General features: G+C 70.0%; 26 protein-coding genes and 1 pseudogene. 12 read left to right on the top strand and 15 right to left on the bottom strand.

The annotated features are described in order from the left end of the window. Together AB4Z48_RS35890 and AB4Z48_RS35885 are read left to right on the top strand one after the other, a co-directional pair. Positions 1-278 (top strand): annotated as a pseudogene (locus tag AB4Z48_RS35890) (DEAD/DEAH box helicase); the annotation flags it as partial. 29 nt (positions 279-307) lie between these two features. Then, entirely contained in the window at positions 308-1,348 is a 1,041-nt protein-coding gene (locus tag AB4Z48_RS35885) for a serine/threonine protein kinase (RefSeq protein WP_441622898.1), read from the top strand. 40 nt (positions 1,349-1,388) lie between these two features. Here the strand turns inward: AB4Z48_RS35885 and AB4Z48_RS35880 are convergent, their stop codons facing one another. Further along, on the bottom strand, positions 1,389-1,826 hold the full coding sequence (locus tag AB4Z48_RS35880) for a universal stress protein (RefSeq protein ID WP_441622896.1): 438 nt from the start codon (positions 1,824-1,826) through the stop codon (positions 1,389-1,391). Positions 1,827-2,105: 279 nt separating this feature from the next. On the opposite strand from AB4Z48_RS35880, the gene AB4Z48_RS35875 reads away from it, so the two are divergent. From AB4Z48_RS35875 to AB4Z48_RS35865, 3 genes are all read left to right on the top strand, one after another. After that, positions 2,106-2,255, top strand: a complete 150-nt coding sequence (locus AB4Z48_RS35875; protein WP_441622894.1) for a hypothetical protein — start codon at positions 2,106-2,108, stop codon at positions 2,253-2,255. Positions 2,256-2,498: 243 nt separating this feature from the next. Then, the gene (locus tag AB4Z48_RS35870) at positions 2,499-4,010 is read left to right on the top strand and encodes a M20/M25/M40 family metallo-hydrolase (protein ID WP_441622904.1); all 1,512 of its coding nucleotides are present in this window, start codon (positions 2,499-2,501) and stop codon (positions 4,008-4,010) included. A 66-nt stretch (positions 4,011-4,076) separates the two neighbouring features. Continuing rightward, a complete protein-coding gene (locus AB4Z48_RS35865) occupies positions 4,077-4,496 on the top strand; it encodes a carboxymuconolactone decarboxylase family protein (protein ID WP_441622892.1) in 420 nt (139 codons plus the stop codon). Between the two features lie 180 nt (positions 4,497-4,676). On the opposite strand, the gene AB4Z48_RS35860 is transcribed toward AB4Z48_RS35865, so the two are convergent. Both AB4Z48_RS35860 and AB4Z48_RS35855 read right to left on the bottom strand, forming a co-directional pair. After that, a complete protein-coding gene (locus AB4Z48_RS35860) occupies positions 4,677-4,907 on the bottom strand; it encodes a hypothetical protein (RefSeq protein ID WP_441622890.1) in 231 nt (76 codons plus the stop codon). Between the two features lie 122 nt (positions 4,908-5,029). After that, complete coding sequence (locus tag AB4Z48_RS35855; RefSeq protein WP_441622888.1) at positions 5,030-5,980, bottom strand: LysR substrate-binding domain-containing protein; 951 nt, start codon at positions 5,978-5,980, stop codon at positions 5,030-5,032. Between the two features lie 217 nt (positions 5,981-6,197). On the opposite strand from AB4Z48_RS35855, the gene AB4Z48_RS35850 reads away from it, so the two are divergent. After that, positions 6,198-7,190 (top strand): Bug family tripartite tricarboxylate transporter substrate binding protein, encoded by a 993-nt coding sequence (locus AB4Z48_RS35850; protein ID WP_441622886.1) that lies wholly within the window; start codon positions 6,198-6,200, stop codon positions 7,188-7,190. Between the two features lie 19 nt (positions 7,191-7,209). Further along, positions 7,210-8,451, top strand: coding sequence for an aminotransferase-like domain-containing protein (locus tag AB4Z48_RS35845; protein ID WP_441622884.1), 1,242 nt, complete (start codon positions 7,210-7,212; stop codon positions 8,449-8,451). A gap of 33 nt (positions 8,452-8,484) precedes the next feature. Here AB4Z48_RS35845 and AB4Z48_RS35840 read toward each other — a convergent pair whose 3' ends face one another. Next, positions 8,485-8,850, bottom strand: coding sequence for a hypothetical protein (locus tag AB4Z48_RS35840; protein WP_441622882.1), 366 nt, complete (start codon positions 8,848-8,850; stop codon positions 8,485-8,487). A 146-nt stretch (positions 8,851-8,996) separates the two neighbouring features. Further along, positions 8,997-9,908 (bottom strand): DMT family transporter, encoded by a 912-nt coding sequence (locus AB4Z48_RS35835; protein ID WP_441622880.1) that lies wholly within the window; start codon positions 9,906-9,908, stop codon positions 8,997-8,999. A 198-nt stretch (positions 9,909-10,106) separates the two neighbouring features. On the opposite strand from AB4Z48_RS35835, the gene AB4Z48_RS35830 reads away from it, so the two are divergent. Continuing rightward, positions 10,107-10,577 carry an Lrp/AsnC family transcriptional regulator gene (locus tag AB4Z48_RS35830; protein ID WP_441622902.1) on the top strand — a complete coding sequence of 157 codons (471 nt, stop codon included), beginning with the start codon at positions 10,107-10,109 and terminating at the stop codon, positions 10,575-10,577. Positions 10,578-10,595: 18 nt separating this feature from the next. On the opposite strand, the gene mdcH is transcribed toward AB4Z48_RS35830, so the two are convergent. The 7 genes from mdcH to mdcA are packed head-to-tail and all read right to left on the bottom strand — an operon-like array spanning position 10,596 to position 16,795. After that, positions 10,596-11,537 carry a malonate decarboxylase subunit epsilon gene (gene mdcH / locus AB4Z48_RS35825; protein ID WP_441622878.1) on the bottom strand — a complete coding sequence of 314 codons (942 nt, stop codon included), beginning with the start codon at positions 11,535-11,537 and terminating at the stop codon, positions 10,596-10,598. Beyond that, entirely contained in the window at positions 11,534-12,178 is a 645-nt protein-coding gene (locus AB4Z48_RS35820; RefSeq protein WP_441622876.1) for a malonate decarboxylase holo-ACP synthase, read from the bottom strand. The genes mdcH and AB4Z48_RS35820 overlap by 4 nt, the downstream gene beginning before the upstream one ends. Before the next feature lie 34 nt (positions 12,179-12,212). Next, a complete protein-coding gene (gene mdcE / locus AB4Z48_RS35815) occupies positions 12,213-13,043 on the bottom strand; it encodes a biotin-independent malonate decarboxylase subunit gamma (RefSeq protein ID WP_441622874.1) in 831 nt (276 codons plus the stop codon). Next, positions 13,040-13,891, bottom strand: coding sequence for a biotin-independent malonate decarboxylase subunit beta (locus AB4Z48_RS35810; protein ID WP_441622872.1), 852 nt, complete (start codon positions 13,889-13,891; stop codon positions 13,040-13,042). Before AB4Z48_RS35810 ends, mdcE begins: the two co-directional genes overlap by 4 nt. Further along, entirely contained in the window at positions 13,888-14,214 is a 327-nt protein-coding gene (locus AB4Z48_RS35805; protein ID WP_441622870.1) for a malonate decarboxylase subunit delta, read from the bottom strand. Before AB4Z48_RS35805 ends, AB4Z48_RS35810 begins: the two co-directional genes overlap by 4 nt. Further along, positions 14,214-15,137, bottom strand: a complete 924-nt coding sequence (locus AB4Z48_RS35800) for a triphosphoribosyl-dephospho-CoA synthase (protein WP_441622868.1) — start codon at positions 15,135-15,137, stop codon at positions 14,214-14,216. Before AB4Z48_RS35800 ends, AB4Z48_RS35805 begins: the two co-directional genes overlap by 1 nt. Continuing rightward, positions 15,137-16,795, bottom strand: a complete 1,659-nt coding sequence (gene mdcA, locus AB4Z48_RS35795) for a malonate decarboxylase subunit alpha (protein WP_441622866.1) — start codon at positions 16,793-16,795, stop codon at positions 15,137-15,139. Before mdcA ends, AB4Z48_RS35800 begins: the two co-directional genes overlap by 1 nt. A 475-nt stretch (positions 16,796-17,270) precedes the next feature. On the opposite strand from mdcA, the gene madL reads away from it, so the two are divergent. Then, complete coding sequence (gene madL / locus AB4Z48_RS35790; protein ID WP_441622864.1) at positions 17,271-17,681, top strand: malonate transporter subunit MadL; 411 nt, start codon at positions 17,271-17,273, stop codon at positions 17,679-17,681. 13 nt (positions 17,682-17,694) lie between these two features. Then, complete coding sequence (madM, locus tag AB4Z48_RS35785) at positions 17,695-18,471, top strand: malonate transporter subunit MadM (RefSeq protein WP_441622862.1); 777 nt, start codon at positions 17,695-17,697, stop codon at positions 18,469-18,471. 114 nt (positions 18,472-18,585) lie between these two features. Here madM and AB4Z48_RS35780 read toward each other — a convergent pair whose 3' ends face one another. The 3 genes from AB4Z48_RS35780 to AB4Z48_RS35770 form a co-directional block, all read right to left on the bottom strand. Continuing rightward, a complete protein-coding gene (locus tag AB4Z48_RS35780) occupies positions 18,586-19,062 on the bottom strand; it encodes a DUF302 domain-containing protein (RefSeq protein WP_441622860.1) in 477 nt (158 codons plus the stop codon). Between the two features lie 219 nt (positions 19,063-19,281). After that, a complete protein-coding gene (locus AB4Z48_RS35775; RefSeq protein ID WP_441622858.1) occupies positions 19,282-20,196 on the bottom strand; it encodes a LysR family transcriptional regulator in 915 nt (304 codons plus the stop codon). A 321-nt stretch (positions 20,197-20,517) separates the two neighbouring features. Further along, positions 20,518-21,315, bottom strand: coding sequence for a crotonase/enoyl-CoA hydratase family protein (locus AB4Z48_RS35770; RefSeq protein WP_441622856.1), 798 nt, complete (start codon positions 21,313-21,315; stop codon positions 20,518-20,520). Positions 21,316-21,585: 270 nt separating this feature from the next. Here AB4Z48_RS35770 and AB4Z48_RS35765 point away from each other — a divergent pair, with 270 nt between their 5' ends. Together AB4Z48_RS35765 and AB4Z48_RS35760 are read left to right on the top strand one after the other, a co-directional pair. Beyond that, positions 21,586-22,083, top strand: coding sequence for a MarR family winged helix-turn-helix transcriptional regulator (locus tag AB4Z48_RS35765; RefSeq protein WP_441622854.1), 498 nt, complete (start codon positions 21,586-21,588; stop codon positions 22,081-22,083). Positions 22,084-22,088: 5 nt separating this feature from the next. After that, entirely contained in the window at positions 22,089-24,170 is a 2,082-nt protein-coding gene (locus AB4Z48_RS35760) for an FUSC family protein (protein WP_441622852.1), read from the top strand. The last annotated feature ends 33 nt before the right edge of the window (positions 24,171-24,203 follow it).

Genomic DNA, 24,203 nt, shown 5'->3' with positions numbered 1-24,203 from the left:
CGGAAGGCCAGCGCCGCGCGCCGCAGCCGCAGGGCCAGCGTCCCGCGCAAGGCGGCGGCCGTCCGGCGCAAGCCGGCCAGGGCGCACCGCGCAACGGCCAGGCCAACGGCAACCGTGCCGCGGGCAATGGCGGCGGTAACGGCAATGGTGGCAATGGTGGCAATGGCGGTCGTAGCGGCGATGTCAACGGCAACGTCGCGCAGCCGCGCGGCGGCCAGGGCCGCCGTTCGTCGCCGCAAGCCGCCCTGCTGGGCGGCCAGCGCAAGACCGGCCGCTGATCCCCCGACCCCGACGGCGGCCACGCATCATGTCCAGCTCAGGCTTCGATCTTCCCGTGGCGGATGACGGCGGCGTTCCCTACGCCAGCCTGACGCCCGACCTGATGCTGGACGCCATGGAGGCCGCCGGCTTCATGCCGGATGGCCGCCTGCTGGCGCTCAACAGCTATGAGAACCGGGTCTGGCAGGTCGGCATCGAAGACAGCGCGCCGGTGGTGGCCAAGTTCTACCGGCCCGGCCGCTGGAGCGATGCCGCCATCCTGGAAGAACACGCCTTCGTGCAGCAACTGGCCGACGCCGAGATCCCGGCGGTGCCGGCCATCGTGCGCGACGGCAATACGCTGCTGGAACACGCGGGCTTCCGCTTCGCGGTGTTCGCGCGCTGCGGCGGGCGCGAGCCCGAGCTTGACCGCTCGGACACGCTGACCTGGCTCGGCCGCTTCATCGGCCGCATCCACGCCGTCGGCGCCACGCAGCCCTACAGCGCACGCCCGGCCATCGACCTGGACAGCTTCGGCGTGGCCCCGCGCGACTGGCTGCTGGCGCAGGACTGCATTCCGCACGACCTGCGCCCGGCGTGGGAGGCCGTGGCGGCGCTTGCCATCGACGGCGCGCGCCGCTGCTATGAGCGCGCCGGCGAGCTGCCGCTGCTGCGACTGCACGGCGACTGCCACCGCGGCAATGTGTTGTGGATAGAGGAATCGCAGGCCCGCGCGCAGCCACCCGGCCCGCACTTCGTCGACTTCGACGACAGCCGCATGGGCCCGGCGGTGCAGGACCTGTGGATGCTGCTCGAAGGCGACCGCGCTGCCATGCAAGGCCAGATGGCCGACATCCTGGCCGGCTACGAGGACTTCGCGGAGTTCCATCCGCGCCAGCTCTACCTGGTCGAAGCGCTGCGCACGCTGCGCCTGCTGCACTACAGCGCCTGGCTGGCCAGCCGCTGGCGCGACCCCGCCTTTCCCGCGGCATTCCCCTGGTTCGGCACCGCGCGTTACTGGCAGGACCGCATCCTCGAGCTGCGCGAGCAGGTCGCGCTGATGGACGAACCGCCGCTCTGGCCAGTCTAGGCGCGGCCGGAACCGGCGCGCCGTCTTCTGTCGCCGCTGCTTACTTCTTTTCCGGCGCCTTGACCAGTATCACCGGGCAAGGCGCGTGCGCCAGCACCCGTCCCGCCACCGAACCGATCACGGCATTGAAAAAGGCACCGCGTCCGTGCGTGCCCATGACGATGCCGCGCGCGTCCACGCTGGCGGCATAGGCGACGATGCGCTCCGGCGCAAAGCCATGCAGCGCATGGCATTCGAAGGCGACACCCGCCGCCGCGAGAATATCCGCCACGGGCTTGGTGGCCTTGCCGCTTTCTTCCTGGTGCCAGGCGTCGATGGTTTCCTTGTTGACGAAGGCGCGCACCTGTCCCGTTACCTCGGGGGTGACATGCACCACGTGCACGGTGAAACCGCTCTGCAGCAGGCGGCCTTCGGTAATGAAGCGTGCGGCTGCATCGGCATACGGCGAACCATCGGTGGCGAGCACGATATTGGTCATGGCGGCTATCTCCTGGTTGGGCAACGCTTGTCGCAGTCAGCATGGCGGCGCCGGTACCGGAGGCGATGCCGGGGCGGTCATTGCGGGAATGATGGCACCGATGGGAGAGGCCCGCCACGATCCAGGTCAAATTAAGCCGATTCCGATGCCCGTCGCCTTGCCCGCGGCGCATTTTTAGGCTTTCTTTGCGCCCGGCCCCGGATATCCATGCGCCCTTTTGACACTGCCGGTCCTACCCTGCAGGCAGGAAGACTCTGCCGGCCCCGCCGGCTTGCCGTCATGTCGATCTGGATCTATTACCGGCTGGCGATCGGCGCCGTGGCGATACTGGCGCTGATCCTGCTTTTTGCCGTCGAGTACGGGCTCGCGATCGCCATTGCCCAGCGCGAGGAGGGTTTCGCGCGCGCGCCGGACGAACAGGGACCTTAGTGCCTGCCGCGCCGGAGCGCGCGCCTGCCAGGGGCGCCGCGCGTTGGACAAGTCGCGCGCCGCGGTTCAGACTGCCGGTGCGCGCGGCGGCATGGCTGCCGCGCGCATCCGACAGCCAACAGACCAACAAGACCCATGAGACTGCGTTTCCGTACCCGCGCGCCTGGCCGCGCCGCCGCCCACCCTGATCGCCATGCTTCCCGCGGCGCCATCCGCGCCGCCTTCGGCGCCGTAGCCTGCGCCATGTCGCTGGCGGCCCCCGTCCAGGCCGCCACGCTCGACGCCGCGCAACTGGAGCAGCAAGCCGCCCAGGCCGCGCCGCGCAGCTACCGGGAATGGGTCGAACTGCTGGCCATGCCCAACGATGCCACCGTGCCGGCCGATATCCAGAAGAACGCGGACTGGCTGGTCAAGGCCTTCGCGCGGCGCGGCTTCCAGTCGCGCGAGCTGGCCAACGACGGCAAGCCGATGGTCTATGCCGAATATCCCGCGCCAGCCGGCGCCGGCCCGCGCAAGACCGTGCTGTTCTACATGCATTTCGACGGCCAGTCGGTAACGCCGTCGCAATGGGCGCAGCGCAGTCCGTGGGAGGCCACGCTCAAGGCGCGCAGCGCCGGCGGCAAGTGGGAGACGCTACCGATCGAGCAGCTGTACGCCGGCCACGCCGACCCGGAGTGGCGCGTGTTCGGGCGCTCGTCGTCCGACGACAAGGGCCCCATCGTCATGTTCCTCGCCGCCATGGATGCGCTCAAGGCGGCCGGCGTCGAGCCGGCGGTCAATATCAAGGTGATCCTCGATTCCGAGGAGGAAAAGGGCTCGCCCTCGCTGGGCAAGGTGATCGCCGAGAACCTTGCGCTGCTGCGCAACGACGGCATGGTGATCTTCGACGGCCCCATGCACCAGAGCAACCAGCCCACGCTGATCTTCGGCAACCGCGGTGTGCTGCTGGTGCAGCTCAAGGTGTTCGGCGCCAGCCAGGGCCTGCATAGCGGGCACTACGGCAACTACGCGGCCAATCCGGTGCAGCGCCTCGCCAGCCTGCTGGCGAGCATGAAGGACGACGAAGGCCGCGTGACCATTCCCGGCTACTACAAGCCGGTGAAGATCGACGAGCGCGCGCGCCGCATCATGGCCGCGGTGCCGGACGACGAAGCCGCGCTGCGCCGCCGCCTGGGCATCGCGCGCGCCGAGCGGGTCGGCGCCAACTACCAGGAAGCCATGCAGTACCCCACGCTGAACGTGCGCGGCATCGCCGGCGGCGACGTGGGCGACAAGGCGCGCACCATCATCCCCGAAGTGGCGCTGGCGGATATCGACATCCGCACGGTGCCCGAGACCAGCCCCGAATCGCTGTTCGCGCTGCTCAGGCAGCATGTGGAGAAGCAGGGCTACCATCTCGTCAAGGGCGAGCCCACCGATGAGGAGCGCGCGCGCTATCCCAAGCTCGCGGCGCTCACCGCCGGCGAAGTCTCGGCCTCCAGCTCGGCGGCGCGCACGGACCTCGGCGCCCCGGTGAGCCAGTGGCTGCTGCAGTCCATGCAGCAGTCCTGGGGCAAGGCGCCGGTGCAGATCCGCATGATGGGCGGCACCGTGCCCACGGGTGCCGCGGTACAGGCGCTGCAGTCGCCGTTCGTGATCGTGCCGCTGGTGAATGCCGACAACAACCAGCACAGCTATGACGAGAACATGCGGCTGGGCAACTACCGGGACGGCATCCGCACGGTGATGGGCATCCTGCAGACGCCGTTCCGGTAAAGCCGGAGACGGCGGCCGGAAATGGCGGCCGGAGACGGCGCGGGCAGACAACAGGGGAAAGACGAGATGACGAAAGACGAGAATGCGCTGCCGGGCTACGCGCAGACGCCGGCCTTCGAGGCAGGCCGCCAGGTACGGTCGGAGGTGATGGGCGCGCAGTACGTCGAGCGCGCTTTCGACGCCGCGCAGCAGCAAGGCGATACCGGCCTGCAGCAGCTGGTGACGGAATACGCCTGGGGCACGGTGTGGACGCGCGAGGGGCTGGACCGCAAGCAGCGCAGCCTGGCGACGGTGTCGATGCTGATCGCGCTCAATCGTCCGCACGAGCTGACGGGGCACCTGCGCGGCGCGCTCGCCAACGGCGTGACGGCCCGGGAGTTGCGCGAGCTGGTGGTGCACAGCTCGGTGTACTGCGGCTTCCCGGCGGCGCTCGATGCGGGCCGCAAGCTCGCGGAGGTGCTGGAGGCGGCAGGGGTCAAGGACTGAGCGGCCCGTGCCCGGCGGTGCTGCGGATCTGGCTCAGGTCTGCAGCACCTGCGCCGCGAAGCCGACGAGATAGCCGCTGCCGATGCAGGCGACGAGCCAGCCGGCGAGGATGAGGGCGCTTTCCTTGATGCTCATGATGCGTTCCGTGGTTCGGTTGCGGCGCGGCGCTGGCTGCGGCGCTCAGGCGGCGAAGCCGAACGGATACTCGTGGACCACGGTGCGGGCGCCGTCGCTGAACGCGTCGGCCTTGCGCGCGCCGTCGCCGTAGCTGTCAGCCGTGCGGTGTACGTAGCCGTAGTCGTCGCCGGCATGGAGGCTGCGCGCGTCGGCGGCAAAGGCGGAATTCAACGAGAGCAGGGCGGTGCCGGCGATGGCCGCGGCCAGCAGCAGGCGGGTGGTTGTGATTGTCATGATGGAGCTGCCTTTGTTGAAATTGTGCGAAGCAGTCGCGCTTCCATGTGACAAAGGATAGTTCCACCGGGTGCTCCTTAAGCGGCGCCTAATCGTATGCGATATTCAAATAATTTGAAGATTCATCCTGGGGTGCCGGCCGGCGCGGCGGCGCGCACCCCGGGCACCGGCTGGCGCGTGGCGAAATCCTGCGCCGCCGCGAGCAGCCAGCCGCGCAGGCGGGACATGGCATCGCTCATCGGCCGCGAGTCCGGCGCGATCAGGTAGTAGGCGCGCTGCGAGCGCATGGCCTGCGCCACCGGCATCACCAGCAAGCCCAGCGCCAGGTATTCCTCCACCAGGAAGCGCGGCACCAGGCCCACGCCCAGCCGGGCGCGCGCCGCGCTGATGACCATGCTGTGGTGATCGTAGCGCGTGCCGCGCATGGCATTGACCTCGCCCACGCCAGCCGCTTCCATCCAGTTCTGCCAGTCGAGCCGGCGCGTCGACAGGTGCAGCAGCGGCGCCTGCGCGATCCGCTCGGGCGTGACCGCTTCCGCGCCGCCGAAGAGCGCCGGATGGCACACGGGCACCGATTCCTCGTCGAACAGCAGGTCGGCGCGGCCGCCTGGATAGTTGGCCTGGCCGTAGTGGATGGAGGCGTCGTACGGCGTGCCGTCGAACAGGAACACATCGGTCTGCGCGCTCACATTGACCACGACCTGCGGATGCCGGGCGTAGAACGCAGGCAGGCGTGGGATCAGCCATTCGACCGCCAGCGTCGGCACGCAGGCCAGCTCCACGATGCCCCCCGCGCCTTCGTGCGCCATGATGTCCAGCGTATCGCGCTGCAGCCGCTGCAGGCTCTCGCGTACCTGCGCGCCGTACAGCGAGCCGGCCGGGGTCAGGCTCACGCGCTGGTTGGCGCGGTGGAACAGCGCTACTCCGAGCTGGCTCTCGAGCATGGCGATCTGGCGCGACACGGCGCTTTCGCTGAGGCAAAGCTCGGCGGCGGCGCGGCGCAGGTTCTGGTGGCGTGCCGCGGCTTCGAAGGCGCGCAGGCTGCTGAGACTGGGCAGGCGGGATGTGCTCATGGGGGCGGGCTGGAAGCGGCGAAGCTTGCCTCTTTGCCGGGCAATGCTGACCGCACTTGATGCATGAAAGGCATCATCCTATGCGTAAATCTCGCTTGATGGAAAGAAGTTGATGCTCAAAAATGCGCAGCTTCCGGGGCGCTGCCATCGGGCCTGCCGGATTCCCGCCCCGGGCGCGCAGGACAAACACAAGCAAAAAGACAAAGAGGAGACGGGCATGAAAGCACTGCTTCGCATCATCGGCCATTGCGGCATTTCCATTGGCCTGCTGGCGGCGGCCACCGCCAGCGCGGAAGACTTTCCCAACAAGCCGGTACGCATCATCGTGCCGTATCCGGCCGGCGGCACCACCGACATGGTGGCGCGCATGGTCGGCGACCAGCTCACCGCCATGTGGAAGCAGCCGGTGCTGGTGGACAACCGGCCCGGCGCCGGCGGCATCGTCGGCACCGGCGTCGCGGCCAAGTCGCCGGCCGATGGCTATACGCTGCTGATGGGCTCGGTGGGCGAGTTCGCCATCAATCCCACGCTCTACAAGAAGCTGCCCTACGATGCCGCCGGCGATTTCGCGCCGGTGACGCTGGTCGCCAAGGTGCCCAACGTGGTGGTGGTTTCGCCGGCCTTCGCCGAGCGCGCGCGCGTGCAGACACTGGCGGACTTCATTGCCTATCTCAAGGCCAACCCCGGCAAGGTCAACATGGCCTCGGCCGGCAACGGCACCTCGACCCACCTGGCCGGCGAACTGTTCCAGCGCATGACCGGCACGCAGATGAGCCACGTCGCCTACAAGGGCAGCAGCCCGGCGCTGGCAGACCTGATGGGCGGCAGCGTGGATGTGATGTTCGACAACCTGCCGGCGTCGCTGCAGTTCGTGCGCTCGGGCAAGCTCAAGGCGCTGGCCGTGACCTCGGCGGCGCGTTCGCCGGCACTGCCCGGCGTGCCCACGGTGGCCGCGGCCGGCCCGGTCGACGGCTTCGACGCCAGCCCATGGTTCGGGCTGTTCGCGCCCAAGGGCCTGCCCGCCGCGGTGGCGCAGAAGATCAGCCGCGACCTGGCGCGCGCCGCCAGCGACCCCGCCATCCAGGCCAGGCTGCGCGAGGCCGGCGCCGAACTGGCGCCGAACTCGCCCGAAGTGTTCGCCGAGCTGGTCCGCGTCGACCGTCGCAAGTGGGGCGAGATCGTCAAGCTGTCCGGCGCCACCGTCGACTGACCATCCATTGCCAATCGCCATGAGCACGCCAGCCAATCCATACGCCTTCGCGCCGGCCATGCGCGAGCCGCAAGGCTCGCCCATCCGTGAACTGTTTCCCTATATGAGCCTGCCGGGGATGATCTCGTTCGCGGGCGGCTACCCGGCGCCGGCCAGCTTCGATGCCGCTGCGCTGCAGGCCGCCGCCGCGGCCCGCATGAGCGCCGACCCGGCCCTGTGCCTGCAATACGGGCCGACCGAAGGCATGGCGGAGCTGCGCAGCGCGCTTGCCGCGCTGATGGCCGCGCACGGCGCGCCGTTGCCGGCCGCGCAGATCGTGGTGACATCGGGTTCGCAGCAGGGTTTCGGCCTGCTGGTGCAGGCCTTCGTCGCGCCGGGCACGCCGGTGTGGGTGGAGACGCCGACCTATCCCGCCGCGGTGCAGGCACTGCGCCTCGCGGGCGCGGCGGTACGCGGCGTGCCCTCCGACGCGCAAGGGTTGTGCGTGCAGACGCTCGCCACGATGCTGGCGGACTGCCCTGCGCACGAGCGGCCGCGCCTGTTGTATCTGGTGCCGACCTTCGCCAACCCGAGCGGGCGCACGCTATCGCTGGCGCGCCGCCGCGCCGTGCTCGCGCTGGCCGCGCAGCACCGCATCGTGGTGGTGGAGGACGATCCCTACGGCAGCCTGCGCTTCGACGGCGAGCCGCTGCCCTCGCTGCTGTCGCTGGCCGCGCAGGATCCGCTGCTGGCGCCGTGGGTGGTCTATCTCGGCAGTTTCTCCAAGACCATGGCGCCGGGCTTGCGCCTGGGCTGGATGGCCGGACCCGCGCAGATCGTGCGGCGCGCCGTGATCGCCAAGCAGGTGTCGGACCTGTGCACTTCGCCGTGGCTGCAGCTGGCCATGGCGGATTGCCTGGCCGACGGGCTGCTAGGGCGGCAGACCGCGCGCATCATCGATCTCTATCGACGCAAGCGCGACCTGATGTCCGGCGCGCTGGCCGATGCCTTCGGCACCGCGCTGCGCGGCGAGACGCCGCAAGGGGGCATGTTCCTGTGGTGTGAAATCGATGGCGTGCCGGACTCGGCGAGCCTGCTGCCCCGCGCCATCGAGGCGGGCGTGATGTATGTGCCGGGCGCCAGCTTCGGCGTGGACGGGCAGCGCAGCGGTGCGCTGCGGCTGTCGTTCGCCACGGCTTCCGACGCGCAGATCGTGGAAGGCGTGGCGCGCCTGCGCCGGGCCGTGCTGGCCAGCCAGGCGTCAGCCGGCGTAGCCGGCTGAGCCGGCTACGCCGGGCGTAAGCTCAGCGCGCGTTCAGCGGCGCCATTCGCGCTCGCGGTCATGTTCATGCTCATGCTCGCGCCACTCGTGCTCGCGGTGATCGCGCCAGCGCTGTTCGCGCCATTCGCGTTCGCGCCAGGCCCGCTCGCGCCAGCCGGGACCGTAGTAGCCCGGGCCCACCACCACCGGCTGCGGCGCGACATAGACAGGCGCGGGTGCGTATACCGGCGCCGCCTGGTAGACGGGTGCGGGCTGGTAGACCGGTGCGGGTGCCATATACACCGGCGCGGGCAGGCCGATGCCGATATCCACGTCCACGCGTGCGAAGGCCGCGCTGGAAGCCAGTGCGGCGGACACCGCGACAGTGGCAAGGGTGCATAGGGTGGCGATTTTCCGCACGGGGGGCTCCGGTTAGTAGATGGCCGCACTTTAACCGCCCGCGGCCTCGCCAGGTATTAGCGGCTCAATACATGTGTGTCCGGGTGTAACGTCCGCGCCCGCCGTTCTTGACAGGCCGCGGCCGGATCCGGTGATCATCCGGCGCACTAGGCATTGATCCACCGCATGCGCCGCCCCAGCCATGGCGCCAGCGCGGAGGTGGCCACGCCCAGCGCGATCAGCGCCAGCCCGGCCGACAGGTCCGCGGAGATGCGTTCGTGGAAGGCCGCGGCGGAAACGATCAGGCCGATCACCGGCACGCACAGCATGGCGATCGAGGTGGCCGCGGGCGGCAAGGCCTGCGTCATGTTCAGCACCACGATAAAGGTCAGCGCCGTGGCCAGCGGGCCGGTGTAGAACAGCAGCGGCCAGATCTCCGGCATGGACAGGAAGTGCGGCGCGCCGTCGCGCAGCAGCGCCAGCACCAGCAGCGGCACCGAGGCCACGGCGGTCTCCCAGGGGATCATGTCCGCGCCCAGGCGCACCGCGCGGTTGGCGCGCAGCTGGATGATGCTGAGCGACCATGCCAGCGAGGCGCCGAGCAGCATCACCAGTCCAACGACGGTATGCAACTGCCAGCCGCCCAGCGCCGGCGCCACCATCAGCGCGATGCCGGCATAGCTCAGCCCGGTGGCGATCCATTGCGGGCGCGACAGGCGCTCCTTGAGCACCAGCGACGACAGCGGGATCACCCACACCGAGGTGGCATAGGCGATCACCGAGGCGCGCCCCGGCGGCACGTACTGCAGCGCCCACAGCGCCAGCGCGGTGAAGGCCGCCATCTGCAGCAGGCCCACGCCGATCACCAGCGGCCATTCCTGGCGGCTGGGCAGCCGCAGCCGGCGCAGCGCGCCGAGCACCAGGAAGCTGATCGCGGCGGCGCAGACGAAGCGCGCCGTGGCGAACCACAGCGGGCTGACATGGGCCAGCCCCAGCTTCATCACCGGCCAGTTGCCGCCCCAGATCACCACGGCGCAGGCCAGGGGAACGAAGCGGCGCCATCCTTGTTGTACTTGCATGTTTCGATTCGAGTTGCGGTGCTGCCAGACCAGTAGAAGGTCCCGTCGCGCGCCACGCGCGCGCAGTGCCGCGAAATGCCGCGGGGCGGGCTGGAGAGTCTACGGTCTTGTGCGGCGCAGCAAAAACCGAACTACACGGCCCATCCGGGCTGTGGCGGCATAGAATGCTGTGATTCGGAAAATCGGGAGCGCAACGTGCTGGAAGACCTCAACCTGGATGCCATCGACATCCGCATCCTCAACGAGCTGCAACGTGACGCCAGCCTGACCAATGTGGAGCTGGCCAGCCGCGTCAGCCTGTCGCCCTCGCCATGCCTGGCGCGCGTCAAGCAGCTGGAAAAGCGCGGCGTGATCTCGCGTCGGGTGACCCTGCTCGATGCGCGCCGGCTCGGGCTGAAGGTGGTGGTGTTCATCCAGATCTCGCTGGACAAGCAGCGCCGCGAGAGCCTGGACGTGTTCGAGCGGCGCATCGCCGCGCTGCCGCAAGTGATGGAGTGCTACCTGATGTCGGGCGATGCCGATTACCTGCTGCGCGTGATCGTGCCCGACGTGGAGGCGCTGGAGCGCCTGATCATCGACCACATCACGCGTATTCCCGGCGTGTCGAACATCCGCTCGAGCTTTGCGCTCAAGCAGGTGCTGTACAGCACGGCGCTGCCGCTGGGCTGAGGTGCCGGGCCGGCGTGCTCAGGCGCCGGACTGCCGCAGCGCTTCCCTGCCGCTGAGCGCCACCACGCTGTCGATGCGCGTGTCGGCGCACGCCACGGCGATGCCGTCGGGCAGCAGCGGCGCGGCCAGCCGCGTCAGCACGTTGCCGGGCGGCATTTCCACCGCCAGCCGCACGCCGCATTCGCGCGCCAGCAGCATGGTCTCGTGCCAGCGCACCGGCACCGCGAGATTGCGTGCCAGGTCGGTGGCGATGCGCGCGGGATCGCGCAGCTCGCGTGCCGCGCTGGCGCTGAAGTAGCGCAGGCGCGGCCGGGTCGCGCGCACGCCGGCAAAGGCGCGCACGAGTTCAGTGGCCTGCCCGTCGAGCAGCGTGCAATGCGAAGGCACGCTGATGGCCACGGGTTTGGCCGCTTGCGCGCCGGCGGCCAGCGCCAGTTCCGCCACGCGCGCCATGGCGGGCACGGCACCGGCGATCACGATCTGCGCCGGGGCGTTGAAGTTCGCCAGGTAGACCGGCGACGCCGGCGCGCACACCTGCCCCACGATGTGCTCCAGTGGCTCGCGCTCGAGCCCGAGGATGGCCGTCATGCCATAGCCGCGCGGATAGGCCCGCTCCATCAGGCGCGCGCGCAGCGCCACCAGCCTGACGGCATCGGCATGCTCCAGCACGTCCGCGCAGACCGCCGCCGCATATGCGCCGATGGACAGGCCCGCCACCGCATCCGGCCGCGCGCCCTCGGCCAGCAGGCAGCGCGCCATCGCCACGCCGGCGGTCAGCAGGCACAGCTGCACGGCCACGGTGGAGGCCAGCGCCGCCGCGCTGTCCAGGGCCAGCACATCCTCGCCCAGCGCCGCGCTGGTCTCGGCCACGGTGGCGTGCACGGCGGGGTGGTCCGGCAGCGCATGCAGCATGCCGGCACGCTGCGCGCCCTGGCCGGGAAAGGTGAGCAGCGTGCTCATCGCGCGTGCGCCGGCGCCAGCCAGGGGTCCGCGCTCATGACCGGGCCGCCAGCCGTCTTGAGCAAGACGCGGCCACCGGTGCGCGCGCGCTCGCGCAACGCGAATGCGCCATGCGGAGTGCTGACCTGGATGTCGAGGCGGGTGTCGTCGAGCAAGGCGATCAATGCGCGTTCGGTGCGCGGCGCGAGCGGCGCCGCGGCGCCGACGAGCAGGTCGAGATCGCTGCCCTCGTGCAGCACGTCGATGCCCGACGCCAGGCTGAAGCCGACGCCGCCAGTCACGCCCCAGTCCACCTGCGCCTCGTCCAGCAGCGGCGCGGCCAGCGCGAGCGCCGCCAGCGCGGGCACGGCCGCACGCCGGGGATGGGTTTTCCAGCGTCCCTGCTGCGCGATCATGCGCGGCGTCACGGTGCGCGCCACCTGCGCCGCGGGCAGCCATGCCGCGTGGCGCTGCGCGCGCGTGACGCCGCGCAGGCCCACCGGGATGCGGGCCTGCGCATCGGCGCAGGCCCGCCGCACCACCAGCGGCGCCCGCGCCAGCCAAGCGGTGCCGGCCCAGGGCGGCAGCGCATTGACCGCGGCGAAGGCCGCCGGGTCGGCAAGCCAGACCAGGTCGTGCGGCAGCGGGTCGGGCCGGTTCATGGCTGGCACCTGTGCGGCGCACCGGTCCGGCACGTCAGTCCCCCCACTGCTGCGCGAGCAATTCGCGCACGCGGCTGGAGGCCTGGCGGTTGGCACCGCCGAGGCGGCTGCGCAGGTCGCGCTGCGGGTCGGCCAGGATATCGGCGAGCGCAGCCTGCAGCGCGCCATGCGTGGTGTCGAGGTCGGCCGCGTCGGGCTGCGCCGCGTGGTTCACGCGGATGCGCCGCCACAGCAGGCCCAGCGTGGCGTAGCTGGCGATGTCGTAGGCCATTGGCGGCACGCTGGCGGCGAATGTCTCCAGGTCCTCCACGCTGCGCATGGTGATACGGGCGGCAGCCTGCTTGCCCATGGCATGGACTTCCACGCCGGCATCGTCCAGCGCGATCAGGCGGTTGGCCTGGTAGCCGTGCGCGAGGAAGGCGCCCGACATGGCGCGCCCGACCAGCAGCGCGATCACCGGATGTCCTTGCAGCCTGGCGCTGGCATAGGCATCGGCGGCCCCGGCCAGCGACTGGTGGATGCCGAAGGCTTCCTCGCGCCGGCCATAGGCCTGGCTGGGCGTATCGACGATGGCAATGATGGGCCGCTTGACGGTGGCGTCGCGGTCGGCCTGCAGCACTTCGTCCACGGCGCGCGCCAGCGACCAGCCTTCGATCAGGCCCACCTCGCCGTCGCGCGCACGCGGGTAGGCACTGCCGGCATCGGGCACCACGGCGATGAAGCGCGCCGCCTGGCCGGCCAGTCCGGCGTCGGCCACCTGCACGCTGGCGGGATAGCCGGGCGCGCGCGCGGCGTTGCCGGTGAGCGCGGCCAGCCAGGTCTCGCCGCGGCTCGTGGCTGGTGCTGCGTTCTTGTCGGTGTTCATGCGCGGTCTCCCTCGGCATAGATGGCGCGCACGGTGCCCGGCTCCGGCTGGCGCGAAGGATCGTAGTCGCGCAGCCGTTGCAGGTAGTGCGCGTAGCGTTCGCTGCGGTGCGTGGCGGGCGGGCCCGCGGCCAGCAATTCGCGCAGGGCGGCGCGGATGGCATCGCTGTCGTCGTCCACGTAGCGGTCCGCCAGGCCGGTGGCGATGCGCTGCTCGCCGCCGGTGAAGCTCCAGATAAAGGGCCGGTCGCGCGAATCGTATTCGGCCACGCCGGCTTCCTGCTCGATCACCGCGGGGCCGTTGAGGCCGAGGCGGGCCTCGCGCGTGACCACCAGGTAGCTGCACAGCCCGGCCGCGATCGACATGCCGCCGAAGCAGCCCACCTGCCCGGCGATCACGCCGACCACCGCCTGGTAGCGGCGCAGGTCGACGATGGCCGCGTGGATCTCGGCGATGGCCGCGAGGCCGAGGTTGGCTTCCTGCAGCCGCACGCCGCCGGTCTCGAACAGGATCACCGCGCGCGTGGGGATGCCGCGGCGGTTGTCCTGCGCGGCCAGTTCCAGCGCGCCGGCGATCTTGGCCCCGCCGACCTCGCCCAGGCTGCCGCCCTGGAACGCGCCTTCGATGGCGAGCACCACGGCGGGCTGGCCGTCGATGCGGCCCTTGGCCACCACCACGCCGTCATCGGCCTGCGGCACCACGCCCTGGCGTTCTAGCCATGGCGACACCAGCTTGTCGAAGGGGCCGGCCAGTTCGCGCACGGTGCCGGCATCGAGCAGCGCGTGCACGCGTGCCCGTGCGCCCAGTTCGACAAAGCTCTCGCGTGTGAGCAGCGATGCGTGATTCATGGCTGCTCCTTGCCGCCGGCGCCGGCGGATGTGTCGAGCGCTTCGAACGCTTCGGCCAGGCGCATGCCCACCACGCCAGGCGTGGCGCCGAAGTCGTGGATGCGCACACGCATGGCCGCGCGCGGCTCGGCGCTGAACACGCGCGCGAGCTGTGCGCCCCACACCTTGCCATAGCCGTCCACCGAGGTGGTGACGTCGATCACGGTGGTGCCCGTGGTGCCGGGCTCGACCATGACCTCGAGGTCGCCGGAGCCGACTACCCCGACCAGCACGTTCCGGCTGGCCGGTGCGCCGGCGGGATATTCGAACTTGAGCTGTTCCATTACTTGTCTCCTTGCGCGGGGCAAGCGGGTGTGAATCCAAGCGGTGCCGCAGCCAGCGGCAGCCGGTCCAGGAAGAAGGTGGCGGCGAGCAGGTCCGCCGCGCCGCCGGGCGAGGCGTTGCAGGCCAGCATGCCGGCCTCGAGCCCGCGCAGCAGGCGGCGTCCGGCCAGCGTGGCGATGCCGCCCGCGCGCAGTACCTGCGCCGCGCCGGCCTGCATCAGCGCGAGGCCTTCGCGCCCGGCGCGGGCCAGCACGCAGGTGTCGTCGAGCCGGCTCATGATCGCCAGCAGCGCATTGACGCGCGCGCTCGGCTCCGCGTCGCCGCGCGCGCGGCTGCGGCGCAGCTCGGGCAGGCCGRCGCGCAGCACATGCGGAAAGCCCGCCTGCGCCTGGCCGCGCGCGCCGCTCACGCCGTAGTGCAGGCAGGCGCGCTCGCCCTTGTGGCCGGTGCGCGCGGGACGGTGGCGGTCCGGCAGGCGCGCGACGGCGCCGGCGGTGCGCGCCACCTCGTGCGCGCCGTGCGGCGTGCGCGCCTGCTGGTGCCAGCCCGCCGCGCCCAGCAGCAGGCCCAGGCTCCAGATGGCGCCGCGGTGCGTATTGACGCCGCCGGTGGCGCGCATCATCGCCGCCTCGGCCTCGCGGCCAAGCGCGCCCAGCTGCTCGCGCAGCGCCACGCCGGGCTGCGCGGCCTGCAGGCCGGCCGCGGCCATGGCCGCGAAGGCGGGATGCAGCGCCCGCGCGGAGCGGCACATCAGCGCGAGGCTCAGGTCGTCATGGGCGCCGTTGCCGCGGCTGTCCACCAGGCCGGGCTTGGGCGACAGCGCGGCCTCGTCGATCAGCGCGGCCACGGCGAGGTCGGCCAGCCGCACGGCGGCGGGAGAGAAGCCGGCATCGACGGGCAGCAGCAGCGCGGGGCTCGCCATCACCAGCTCCTGAAGCGTGCCGGCGGCTCGTACAGCCCGCCGGACCAGTCGACCAGGTCGGCCATGCTCTTGGCCGCCAGCAGCGAGCGTGTCGCCTGGCTGCGCTGCACGCCCAGGTCTTCGGGCAGCGCGATCAGGCCATCGCTGCGCATGCGTCGCGTGGTGCTGGTTTCGTGGCGCAGGCCGATGGGCGTGACGCCGGCCACCGCGGCCAGCATGGCGCGGCGTTCCTCGATCGAGCGTGCCTTGTAGAGATAGGCGATGCCTTCCTCGGTCAGCACGTGCGTGACGTCGTCGCCGTAGATCATCACCGGGGCGAGCGGCATGCCGCTGTCCTTCGCCACCTGCACCGCATCGAGCGATTCGACGAAGGTCGGCTTGCCGCCGGCCTGGAAGGTCTCCACCATCTGCACCACCAGCTTGCGGCCGCGCGCGAGCGGGTCGTCAGTCTCGATCAGGTCCAGCCACGCGGGCGTGGGATGGCGCCGGCCGCCCGGGTTGTGGCCCATGTTGGGAGCGCCGCCAAAGCCGGAGAGGCGCCCGCGCGTGACGGTGGACGAGTGGCCGTCGCCGTCGATCTGCAGCGTCGAGCCGATGAACAGGTCCACCGCATACTGGCCGGCCAGCTGGCAGAAGGCACGGTTGGAGCGCAGCGAACCGTCGGCGCCGGTGAAGAACACGTCGGGCCTGGCGGCCACGTAGTTCTCCATGCCGAGTTCGCTGCCGAAACTGTGCACGCTTTCGACCCAGCCGGATTCGATGGCGGGAATCAGCGACGGGTGCGGATTCAGCGTCCAGTACTTGCAGATCTTGCCCTTGAGGCCGAGCGACTCGCCATAGGTGGGCAGGATCAGTTCGATGGCGGCGGTATTGAAGCCGATGCCGTGGTTGAGCGACTGGACCTTGTGGCGCTCATACACGCCGCGGATCGCCATCATCGCCATCAGCACGTGCACCGGCTTGATCAGGCGCGGATCGCGCGTGAACAGCGGCTCGCAGAAGAAAGGCTTGTCGGCCTGCACCACGTAGTCGATCCATGAACCGGGTATGTCCACGCGCGGCAGGCCGGCGGGGTCGTCCACGATCTCGTTGACCTGGGCCACCACGATGCCGTCGCGGAAGGTGGCGGCTTCCACCAGCGCCGGCGTGTCCTCGGTGCTGGCGCCGGTGTAGAGGTTGCCGTCCCGGTCGGCCTTGAAGCCGGCGATCAGCACGAGGTTGGGCGTGAGGTCCACGTAGAGCCGCGCGTACAGCTCGATATAGGTGTGGATGGCGCCCACCTCGAGCTGGCCGTCCTCGAGGAACTGCGAGATGCGCAGGCTCTGCGCGCCGGCGAAGGCAAAGTCCAGCTTGTGCGCGATGCCGCGCTCGAACAGGTCGAGATGCTCCACCCGGCTTACGCTCGGGATGATCATGTGCAGCCCGTTTACCTTGGCCGGGTTCACTTCGGCCAGCGAGCGAGAGAGGAAATCGGCCTGCTTCTGGTTGTTGCCTTCGAGCACCACGCGGTCGCCCGGGGCGGTGATGGCTTCGAGAAAGGGGACGATATCGGCGGTCGGTACGACCTTGCCGCCGGCAAAGGCGGCACCGCGTGCGAGGCGCCGGTGCTTTTCGCTGCGGCGGGTGTCCCACTGGCGTTCGGTGGAGGGGTTCGGCATTGCGTCTCCGGTGTGCTTGATGCGGTGGATGAGACCAAGATACGCAGCGCGCGCACCGTAAGCAATGACGCTGCGCGCGGCATCGTTACTCCAGGTGTAAGTGTTGACTGGCAGACATGCACGGCTGGCGCGCCCTGCGCCGGGAGGACGGCACGCCACTGCGCGCTCGCGCTGCGCCGGCCTGCCTGCGGCCGGTTCACGGCCGATTCGTGGCCGGCCCGTGGCCCGCGCGCGCTCTGCGGCGTGACAACGCAAGCGCGGGTGGCCCGCCGTTAATCTGAAGCTAACGATTCACACGCGGCCTTGATTGATGCGCCGCGTCAGCTTGCCTAGATTGATTCCATACCGGGCCATCCACGGGTGCAGGGCATGCACCCGGCCACCGGCACACCAGCCGTCCCCGCCGCGGGGCGACCGGCAAACTGACAAACGGCCTGCGTGCGGATATGCCGACAGGCCATCAGGAGACAACACCATGATCATCTACGGAACCGCCTTGCTGGCGGTCTGCCATCTCGTCGGCCTCTACCTGGGCGAATTGCTGGGCATCGCGATCGGCGTGAAGGCCAATGTCGGCGGCGTGGGCATCGCCATGCTGCTGCTGATCTCGATACGGCTCTACCTGCACGGGCGCGGCCTGCTGCCCAAGGAGACCGAGGCCGGCGTGGGCTTCTGGGGGGCGATGTATATCCCGGTGGTCGTGGCGATGGCGGCCCAGCAGAACGTGGTCGCCGCCCTGCGCGGGGGACCCGTGGCGCTGATCGCGGCATTCGGCGCGGTGCTGGTGTCGGCCTGCTGCATCGCCGTGCTGAGCCGCACCGGGGACCACGCGCCGCTACCGCCCGTGCAGTCGCCCGACGCAACCCCCAGCCCCGCAGCGCACTAAGGAGTAGACCATCATGCCGCACTCTTTTTCCCATCTGCTCCAGAACGTCCTGCTGCAAAACGGCCTGGTCACGGCCTTCGCCGCGGTCGGCATCATCATGTGGCTGTCTTCGCGGCTGTCGCGCTGGCTGACCTTCGGGCGCATCCATGGCTCGGCCATCGCCATCGTGATCGGCCTGGTGCTCGCCTACTACGGCGGCATCGTGACCGGCAAGGAGAAGGGCCTGGCCGATATCACGCTGTTTTCCGGCATCGGCCTGATGGGCGGCGCCATGCTGCGCGATTTCGCCATCGTCGCCACCGCCTTCGAAGTGCAGGTGACGGAAGCCCGCAAGGCAGGGCTGGTGGGCGCGGTCTCGCTGCTGCTGGGCACCATCCTGCCGTTTATCGTGGGTGCCGCCGTGGCGCGCGCCTTCGGCTACAGCGACGCGGTCAGCATGACCACCATCGGCGCCGGCGCGGTGACCTACATCGTGGGTCCGGTCACCGGCGCGGCGCTCGGCGCCAGTTCCGACGTGATCGCGCTGAGCATCGCCACCGGGCTGATCAAGGCGATCATCGTGATGGTGGGCACGCCCATGGCGGCAGGCTTCCTGGGCTTGAACAATCCGCGCGCTGCCATGGTGTTCGGCGGGCTGGCGGGTACCGTCAGCGGTGTCTCGGCCGGCCTTGCCGCGACCGACCGCCGCCTGGTGCCCTATGGTGCGCTGGTGGCCACTTTCCATACCGGGCTGGGCTGCCTGCTGGGGCCGTCGCTGCTGTTCCTGGCGACCAAGGCGCTGGTGGGGTAGGTGGCGGCGGCCCGCCGCCCGCGTCATCTCCGGCGGGGGCGCCGGGATGAGGCGGGCGGTGTCGCTTGTGCGGGCCGGCAGGCTATGGCCGCACGATCAGCTGATGGTGTGCGCTCATTCTTGTCCGGCGATGCCGCGCAGCAGCGCGGGTATCGGCTTCAGCGGGCCCAGCAGGGAAGGGTCGATGCCGTACTGGCGATCGATGGTTGCGGACACATCCTGATAGTCGATGTGCGTGGCGTGCTGTTCGTCTTCCCAGATCACTGCCCTGAGCGGAAGCTCGAGCGCCGCGTGCGGGTTTGCCGCCATGACCGGCGTGCCCGCCTTGGGGTTGCCGAACAACAGCAGGCGGGTGGGCCGCAAGGTCATCCCGGCGCCCGCCGCCGCCGCGCTCTGGTCGATGTCGGCAAACAGGGTCACGCCGCGTGCCGCCAGCGTGTCCTTGAAGCGCGCTATCGTGGTCTGGAAATCGTAGCGGCTTTGCAGGGTGAGTACCGCGGCCGGATGGCCTGCGGACGGTTCGGCGTGAGCGGTCATGGCAGATGTCATCCAGAAAGCGGTCAGAAGGGTCGTGCGCAGGGCGCGCGCCACGGCGCCTGCATTTCGTCGGTCTGGCATTCGGTCACTCCGGGCCTATCGATGGCTGGAGTCTAGGGCTGCCCGCCAGCGGTGTTGATGCCTGGCAGGCTCGATAACATGCCCGTTCGTCTCAAGTTGGCGGCCCGTGCCGGCGCAGACCAGGAAGTCGGGCCAGGGCAGCCTTGCCCTGGCCGCCGGGCGGGGCCGTCCAGGCGGGCCCGCCCGGCGGCGTCATGCCTCCCGGCGCATCGCCAGGCGGCACACCGCCGCCAGCGCCAGCAGGTTCGGATCGCGCTCGCGGCGGCGCAGGAAGCTCAGGCCGATGGTCTGGCGCAAGCGGTACTGCGAGGACAGCGGGATCAGCACTACCTTGTGCGGCAGCACGTCGCGCACGCGCCCCGGCAACAGGGCGTAGCCCACGCCGCCGCTGACCAGGTTCATCAGCGAGAAGATATCGCCCACCTTCATCACTACGTTGGGCGTGAAGTCGGCGATGCGGAAGGCCTCCAGGAAGCCCTGGAACGTGACGAAGCCTTCGCTGAGCGAGACGAAGGATTCGTCGCGGCAGGCGCGCAGGTCGATCGACGCCTGCCGCGCGTAGGCCGAATCGGCCGGCGCCGCGAAGTAGATCTCGTCCTCGAACAAGGGGATGGATTCGATATCCGGATCGGGCTCGGGCATGGCCATCAGCGCGGCGTCGATGCCACCCTGCTTGAGCTTGAACAGCAGGTCGGCGTTGGAGCCCAGCACCAGCTCGGCCTGCAGCGCGGGCCGCCGCACCTTGATGCCGATCACCACCTCCGGCACGGTACGGATCGTCAGCGAATAGAGCGAGCCGATCTTGAGGTGATCTGCCGAATACCCGGCGGCCTCGCGCGTGGAGCGGATGCCGTCTGACATGGTCTTGATCACCTCGGTGGCCACCTCGGCCAGCACGTGCGCGGCCTCGGTGGGCAGCAGGTTGCGGCCCTCGTGGCGGAACAGCGCGCAGCACATGCCCTCCTCGAGCGAGTGCAGCGCACGGTGCACGCTGACGGTGCTCACGTCCAGCGCCTCGGCGGCCTTGGCCAGGTTGCCGGCCTCCATGTAGGCGAGCAGGACTTCGAGCTTGCGGAAGGTGATTTCTTCGTTGATGCGGTTTCGCATAGGGAGGCGGCCTTGCTGCGTGCGGTGGCGACGAACGGACCATGATAACCAGATTCGCGCCGGGCCACGCCAGCCGGCGGCGGATCGCTCGCGCGCCTGCCGTCCGGCCGGGGCAGGGCGTCGCCGTCGTCGGGCGCGTGCAGCAGGGCCGGCGTGCCGGTGGTGCCGCCGGGCCGTTCCCGCTTCAGCGCGGCGTCATGCGTACTGCGCCGTCGAGACGGATGGTTTCGCCGTTGAGCATGGCGTTCTCGAGGATGTGCAAATGGTGTGTCCGATGCCGGAGGGCGGGGCGTCAGGACGCCTGGCGCCCCGCCAGGCCGCTCAGTTGCCTGTGAACACCGGCGTGCGCTTCTCCAGGAACGCGGCCACCGCCTCCTTGTGATCCGCGGTCTGGTGGGACAGCGCCTGGAATCCCGCCGACAGTTCCAGCAAGGTATCCAGCCGCGTGTGCATTGCCTCGCGCATCAGGCGCTTGGCCAGCCGCACCGCGTGCGGCGGGTTGGCGGCAATGCGCCCGGCCAGTTCGTTGGCGGCCGGCAGCAGCTGCTCCGCGGGCACCACGCGCGAGACCAGGTTCCATTCCAGGGCCTGGCGGGCGTCGATGGCCTGGCCGGTGAAGGTGAGTTCGGCCGCGCGCGACAGGCCGATGATGCGCGGCAGCAGCCAGGCGCCGCCGTCGCCGGGGATGATGCCGAGCTTGACGAAGCTCTCGGCGAACCGGGCCTGCTCGGAGGCGATGCGCAGATCGCACATGCAGGCCAGGTCCAGGCCCGCGCCCATGGCCGCGCCGTTGACGGCGGCGATCACCGGCACCTCCAGGTTGAACAGCGCCAGCGGCAGGCGCTGGATGCCGCAGCGGTAGTCCTGGCGGATCTCCATGCCGGGCACCTGGCCCGAGGCCTGGCGTTCCATGTCGCGGATATTGCCGCCCGACGAAAACGCGGTGCCGGCCCCGGTAATGATCACGGCACGCACGCTGCCGTCACGGTGGATGCGCTCGATGGCCGCCAGGAAGTCGTCCACGGCGGTGTTGCCGGTGAGCGGGTTGCGACGCTCTGGATCGTTCATGGTCAGCGTCACGATATGGCCCTGTTGCTCGTAGCGCAGGAAGCTGGTCATGCGGGTCTCCTTGTTCTTTTTTCTGTGTTGCCTCGATGCGGCGGCGCCGCTCACGCGTTCGATGGCCGGCTCTATTACAAAAGGCTAAGGGCGCGCGTCAACACGTGTCCAATATTAAATTTGACGATAGCGATATGCCGTGAATATCGGATCGGGTGCAATGACGGCAATGCGGCGCATGCCTTGAGACCAGCACACCAGTGGGTGCGTCCGGAATAATTCGCAGCATGATAGTTTGCAACCTAACTATTTGCCTGCTATTATTCGCCCATGCCTGCTATCGACGCCCTCCGTTTCGCTTTCACCGGCCAGCTCATGCTGGCCGGCCGCCAATGGCGCCAGATCTCCCAGGGCGCGGTGACCACATATGGCATATCCGCCGCGGCCGCCGGGCCCTTGTTGTTTATCCGCCGCCTGGGCGGTGGCGTGCGCCAGGTCACGCTGGCCGACTACGTGGGGCTGGAAGGCGCGTCGCTGGTACGGCTGGTCGACCAGCTTTCCGCCGCGGGCCTGGTGCGCCGCGAGGTGGACGCCAGCGACCGCCGCGCCAACGCGCTGTGGCTGACCGACGCCGGCGAGGAACTCGCCGCGAAGATCGAGGTGGACCTCAAGCAGGTACGCGCCGAGGTGTTCACGGGCATCAGCGAGCGGGATTTCGAAGGCGCGCAGCGTGTCCTGGACGCACTGGCGCGCGCTGCCGCAGCGACCTCGTCGACCTCGTCGACCTCGTCGGCTACTTCGGGCGCCTCCGGCAACACGGGGTCCTGAAGGCAATGATCAGCTGGCCAACCGGAAGAGACTGGATCTTTTCCTTCAAAGCATTTGCCGCTGCCATGCTGGCATTGTTTCTCGCGCTATACCTGGGCCTGCCGCGCCCGTACTGGGCCATGGGCTCGGTCTATATCGTGGCGCATCCGCTCACCGGCGCCACGCGCTCCAAGGCGCTTTACCGCGTGCTGGGCACGCTGCTCGGCGCGGCGGCCTCCATCGCGATGGTGCCGCCCCTGGTGAACGCGCCGGCGCTGCTGATGGCGGCGGTGGCGCTGTGGACCGGCGTGCTGCTCTATATCGCACTGCTGCATCGCACGCCGCGCAGCTATGTGTTCATGCTGGCGGCCTATACCTTGCCGCTGGTGGCCTTGCCCGCGGTGAACGACCCGGGCGGCGTCTTCGATCTCGCGGTGGCGCGCGCCGAGGAAATCTGCCTGGGCATCCTGTGCGCGAGCGTGGTCGGCTCGACCATCTTCCCGGCCAAGGTGTCCACCGTGCTGGGCGAGAAGACGGCCCAGTGGCTGAACGATGCCGCGCTGTGGGCGACCGACATGCTGTGCGCGGACGCTGCCGACAAGGTTTCGCGCCATCACAGCCGGCACCGGCTGGCAGCGGACATCCTGGCGCTGGACCAGTTGATCAGCCAGCTTTCCTACGACACCGAGACCGCCGAGCGCGTGAAGCACGCGCAGGAACTGCGCGGCCGCATGACCATGCTGCTGCCGGTGCTGTCGTCGCTGGCGGCGGTGGTGGAAGCCTTGCACCAGTATCCGGCCGGCGTGCCGGAGCGGCTGTCGCGGAACATGGCGCGGGTATCGAAGTGGATCGAAGGCGGCGCGCGGGCGCCGCTGCCCGCGCTGGAGTTGCCGCAGGCCGCGCCGATGGAAGACGCGCAGGCCAGCCTCGCGCCCGGCCAGGCGGAGCCCGACTGGCACGATGCGCTGGCCGCCACCGCCGAAGGGCGCCTGCGCGAGCTCATGGAGCTGTGGCAGGACTGCGTCGCGCTGCAGGGCCGCGTCGGCGGCACGGCTCCCGATGCGGGGTGGACGCCGGCATTCCGGCGCTGGGAGGTCGGTGCCGCGCGCCACTACGACCACGGCATGCTGCTGTTTTCCACGGTGACCGTGGCCCTCGCCATTTTCTGCATGGGCATGATCTGGATCCTGACGGGCTGGGCGGACGGCGCGGGCGCCGTGGCACTGGGCGCGATCTCGTGCTGCTTCTTCGCCGCGCTGGATGAACCCGCGCCGCAGATCCGCTCCTTCTTCACCTGGAACGTGGTGTGCCTGGCGATCGCCACCGTCTACCTGTTCGTCGTGCTGCCCAACGCGCACGACTTCGAGATGCTGGTGATGATGTTCTCCGCGCCCTACCTGGTGATCGGCGTGCTGATGGCGCAGCCGCGGCTGGCCCTGATCGGCATGCCGCTGGCGGTGATCACGGCCAACGATATCGGCATCCAGGGCGCGTACAGCGCGGACTTCCAGGCCTTTTTCAACGGCAACGTGGCCGGCATCGCAGGCATCCTGTTCGCACTGGTGTGGACCCTGGTGATGCGGCCGTTCGGCACCAAGGTGGCGGCGCGCCGGCTGGTTCGCGCCAGCTGGGACGATATCGCGCGCAACGCCACCGGGCGCGAACCGGGCGAGCACGCCCAGTTGCGCGCCCGCATGCTGGACCGCCTGGCGCAACTGGTGCCGCGGCTGGCCGCCAGCGAAGACGAGATGTCCAGCGATGGCTTCTCCGAAGTGCGGGTGGAACTGAGCACGCTGGCACTGCAGCGCGAGATGCCGGGCCTCGCGCCCGAGCACCAGCATGCCGTGGGGCGCGTGCTGCAAGGCGTGGCCAGCTACTACCAGGCGCGTCTCGATGCCCGTGCCAACACGCCGCCGCAGGTGCTGCGCGAGCGCATGGCCAAGGCGATCCGGGCCGTCGCCACGCGTGCCGACCAGGCTTCGCGCGAGGCCTTCGCCGCCCTGGTCGAGATGCATGTGGCCCTGTTCGCGGCGGCGCCGCTTGCCGCGCCGCCGGCCGTCGCGCCGGCAGGCATCCCGGCGGGCGAAGCGGACAAGGGTCAACAATAGTCATGGAAGCGAACAATGGTTACCAAGCAGGAG

Source organism: Cupriavidus sp. 2TAF22, from assembly GCF_052115045.1.
GTDB lineage: Bacteria > Pseudomonadota > Gammaproteobacteria > Burkholderiales > Burkholderiaceae > Cupriavidus.
The sequence above is the reverse complement of the archived record's forward strand: the minus strand, read 5'-3'. Positions and strand labels throughout refer to the sequence as shown.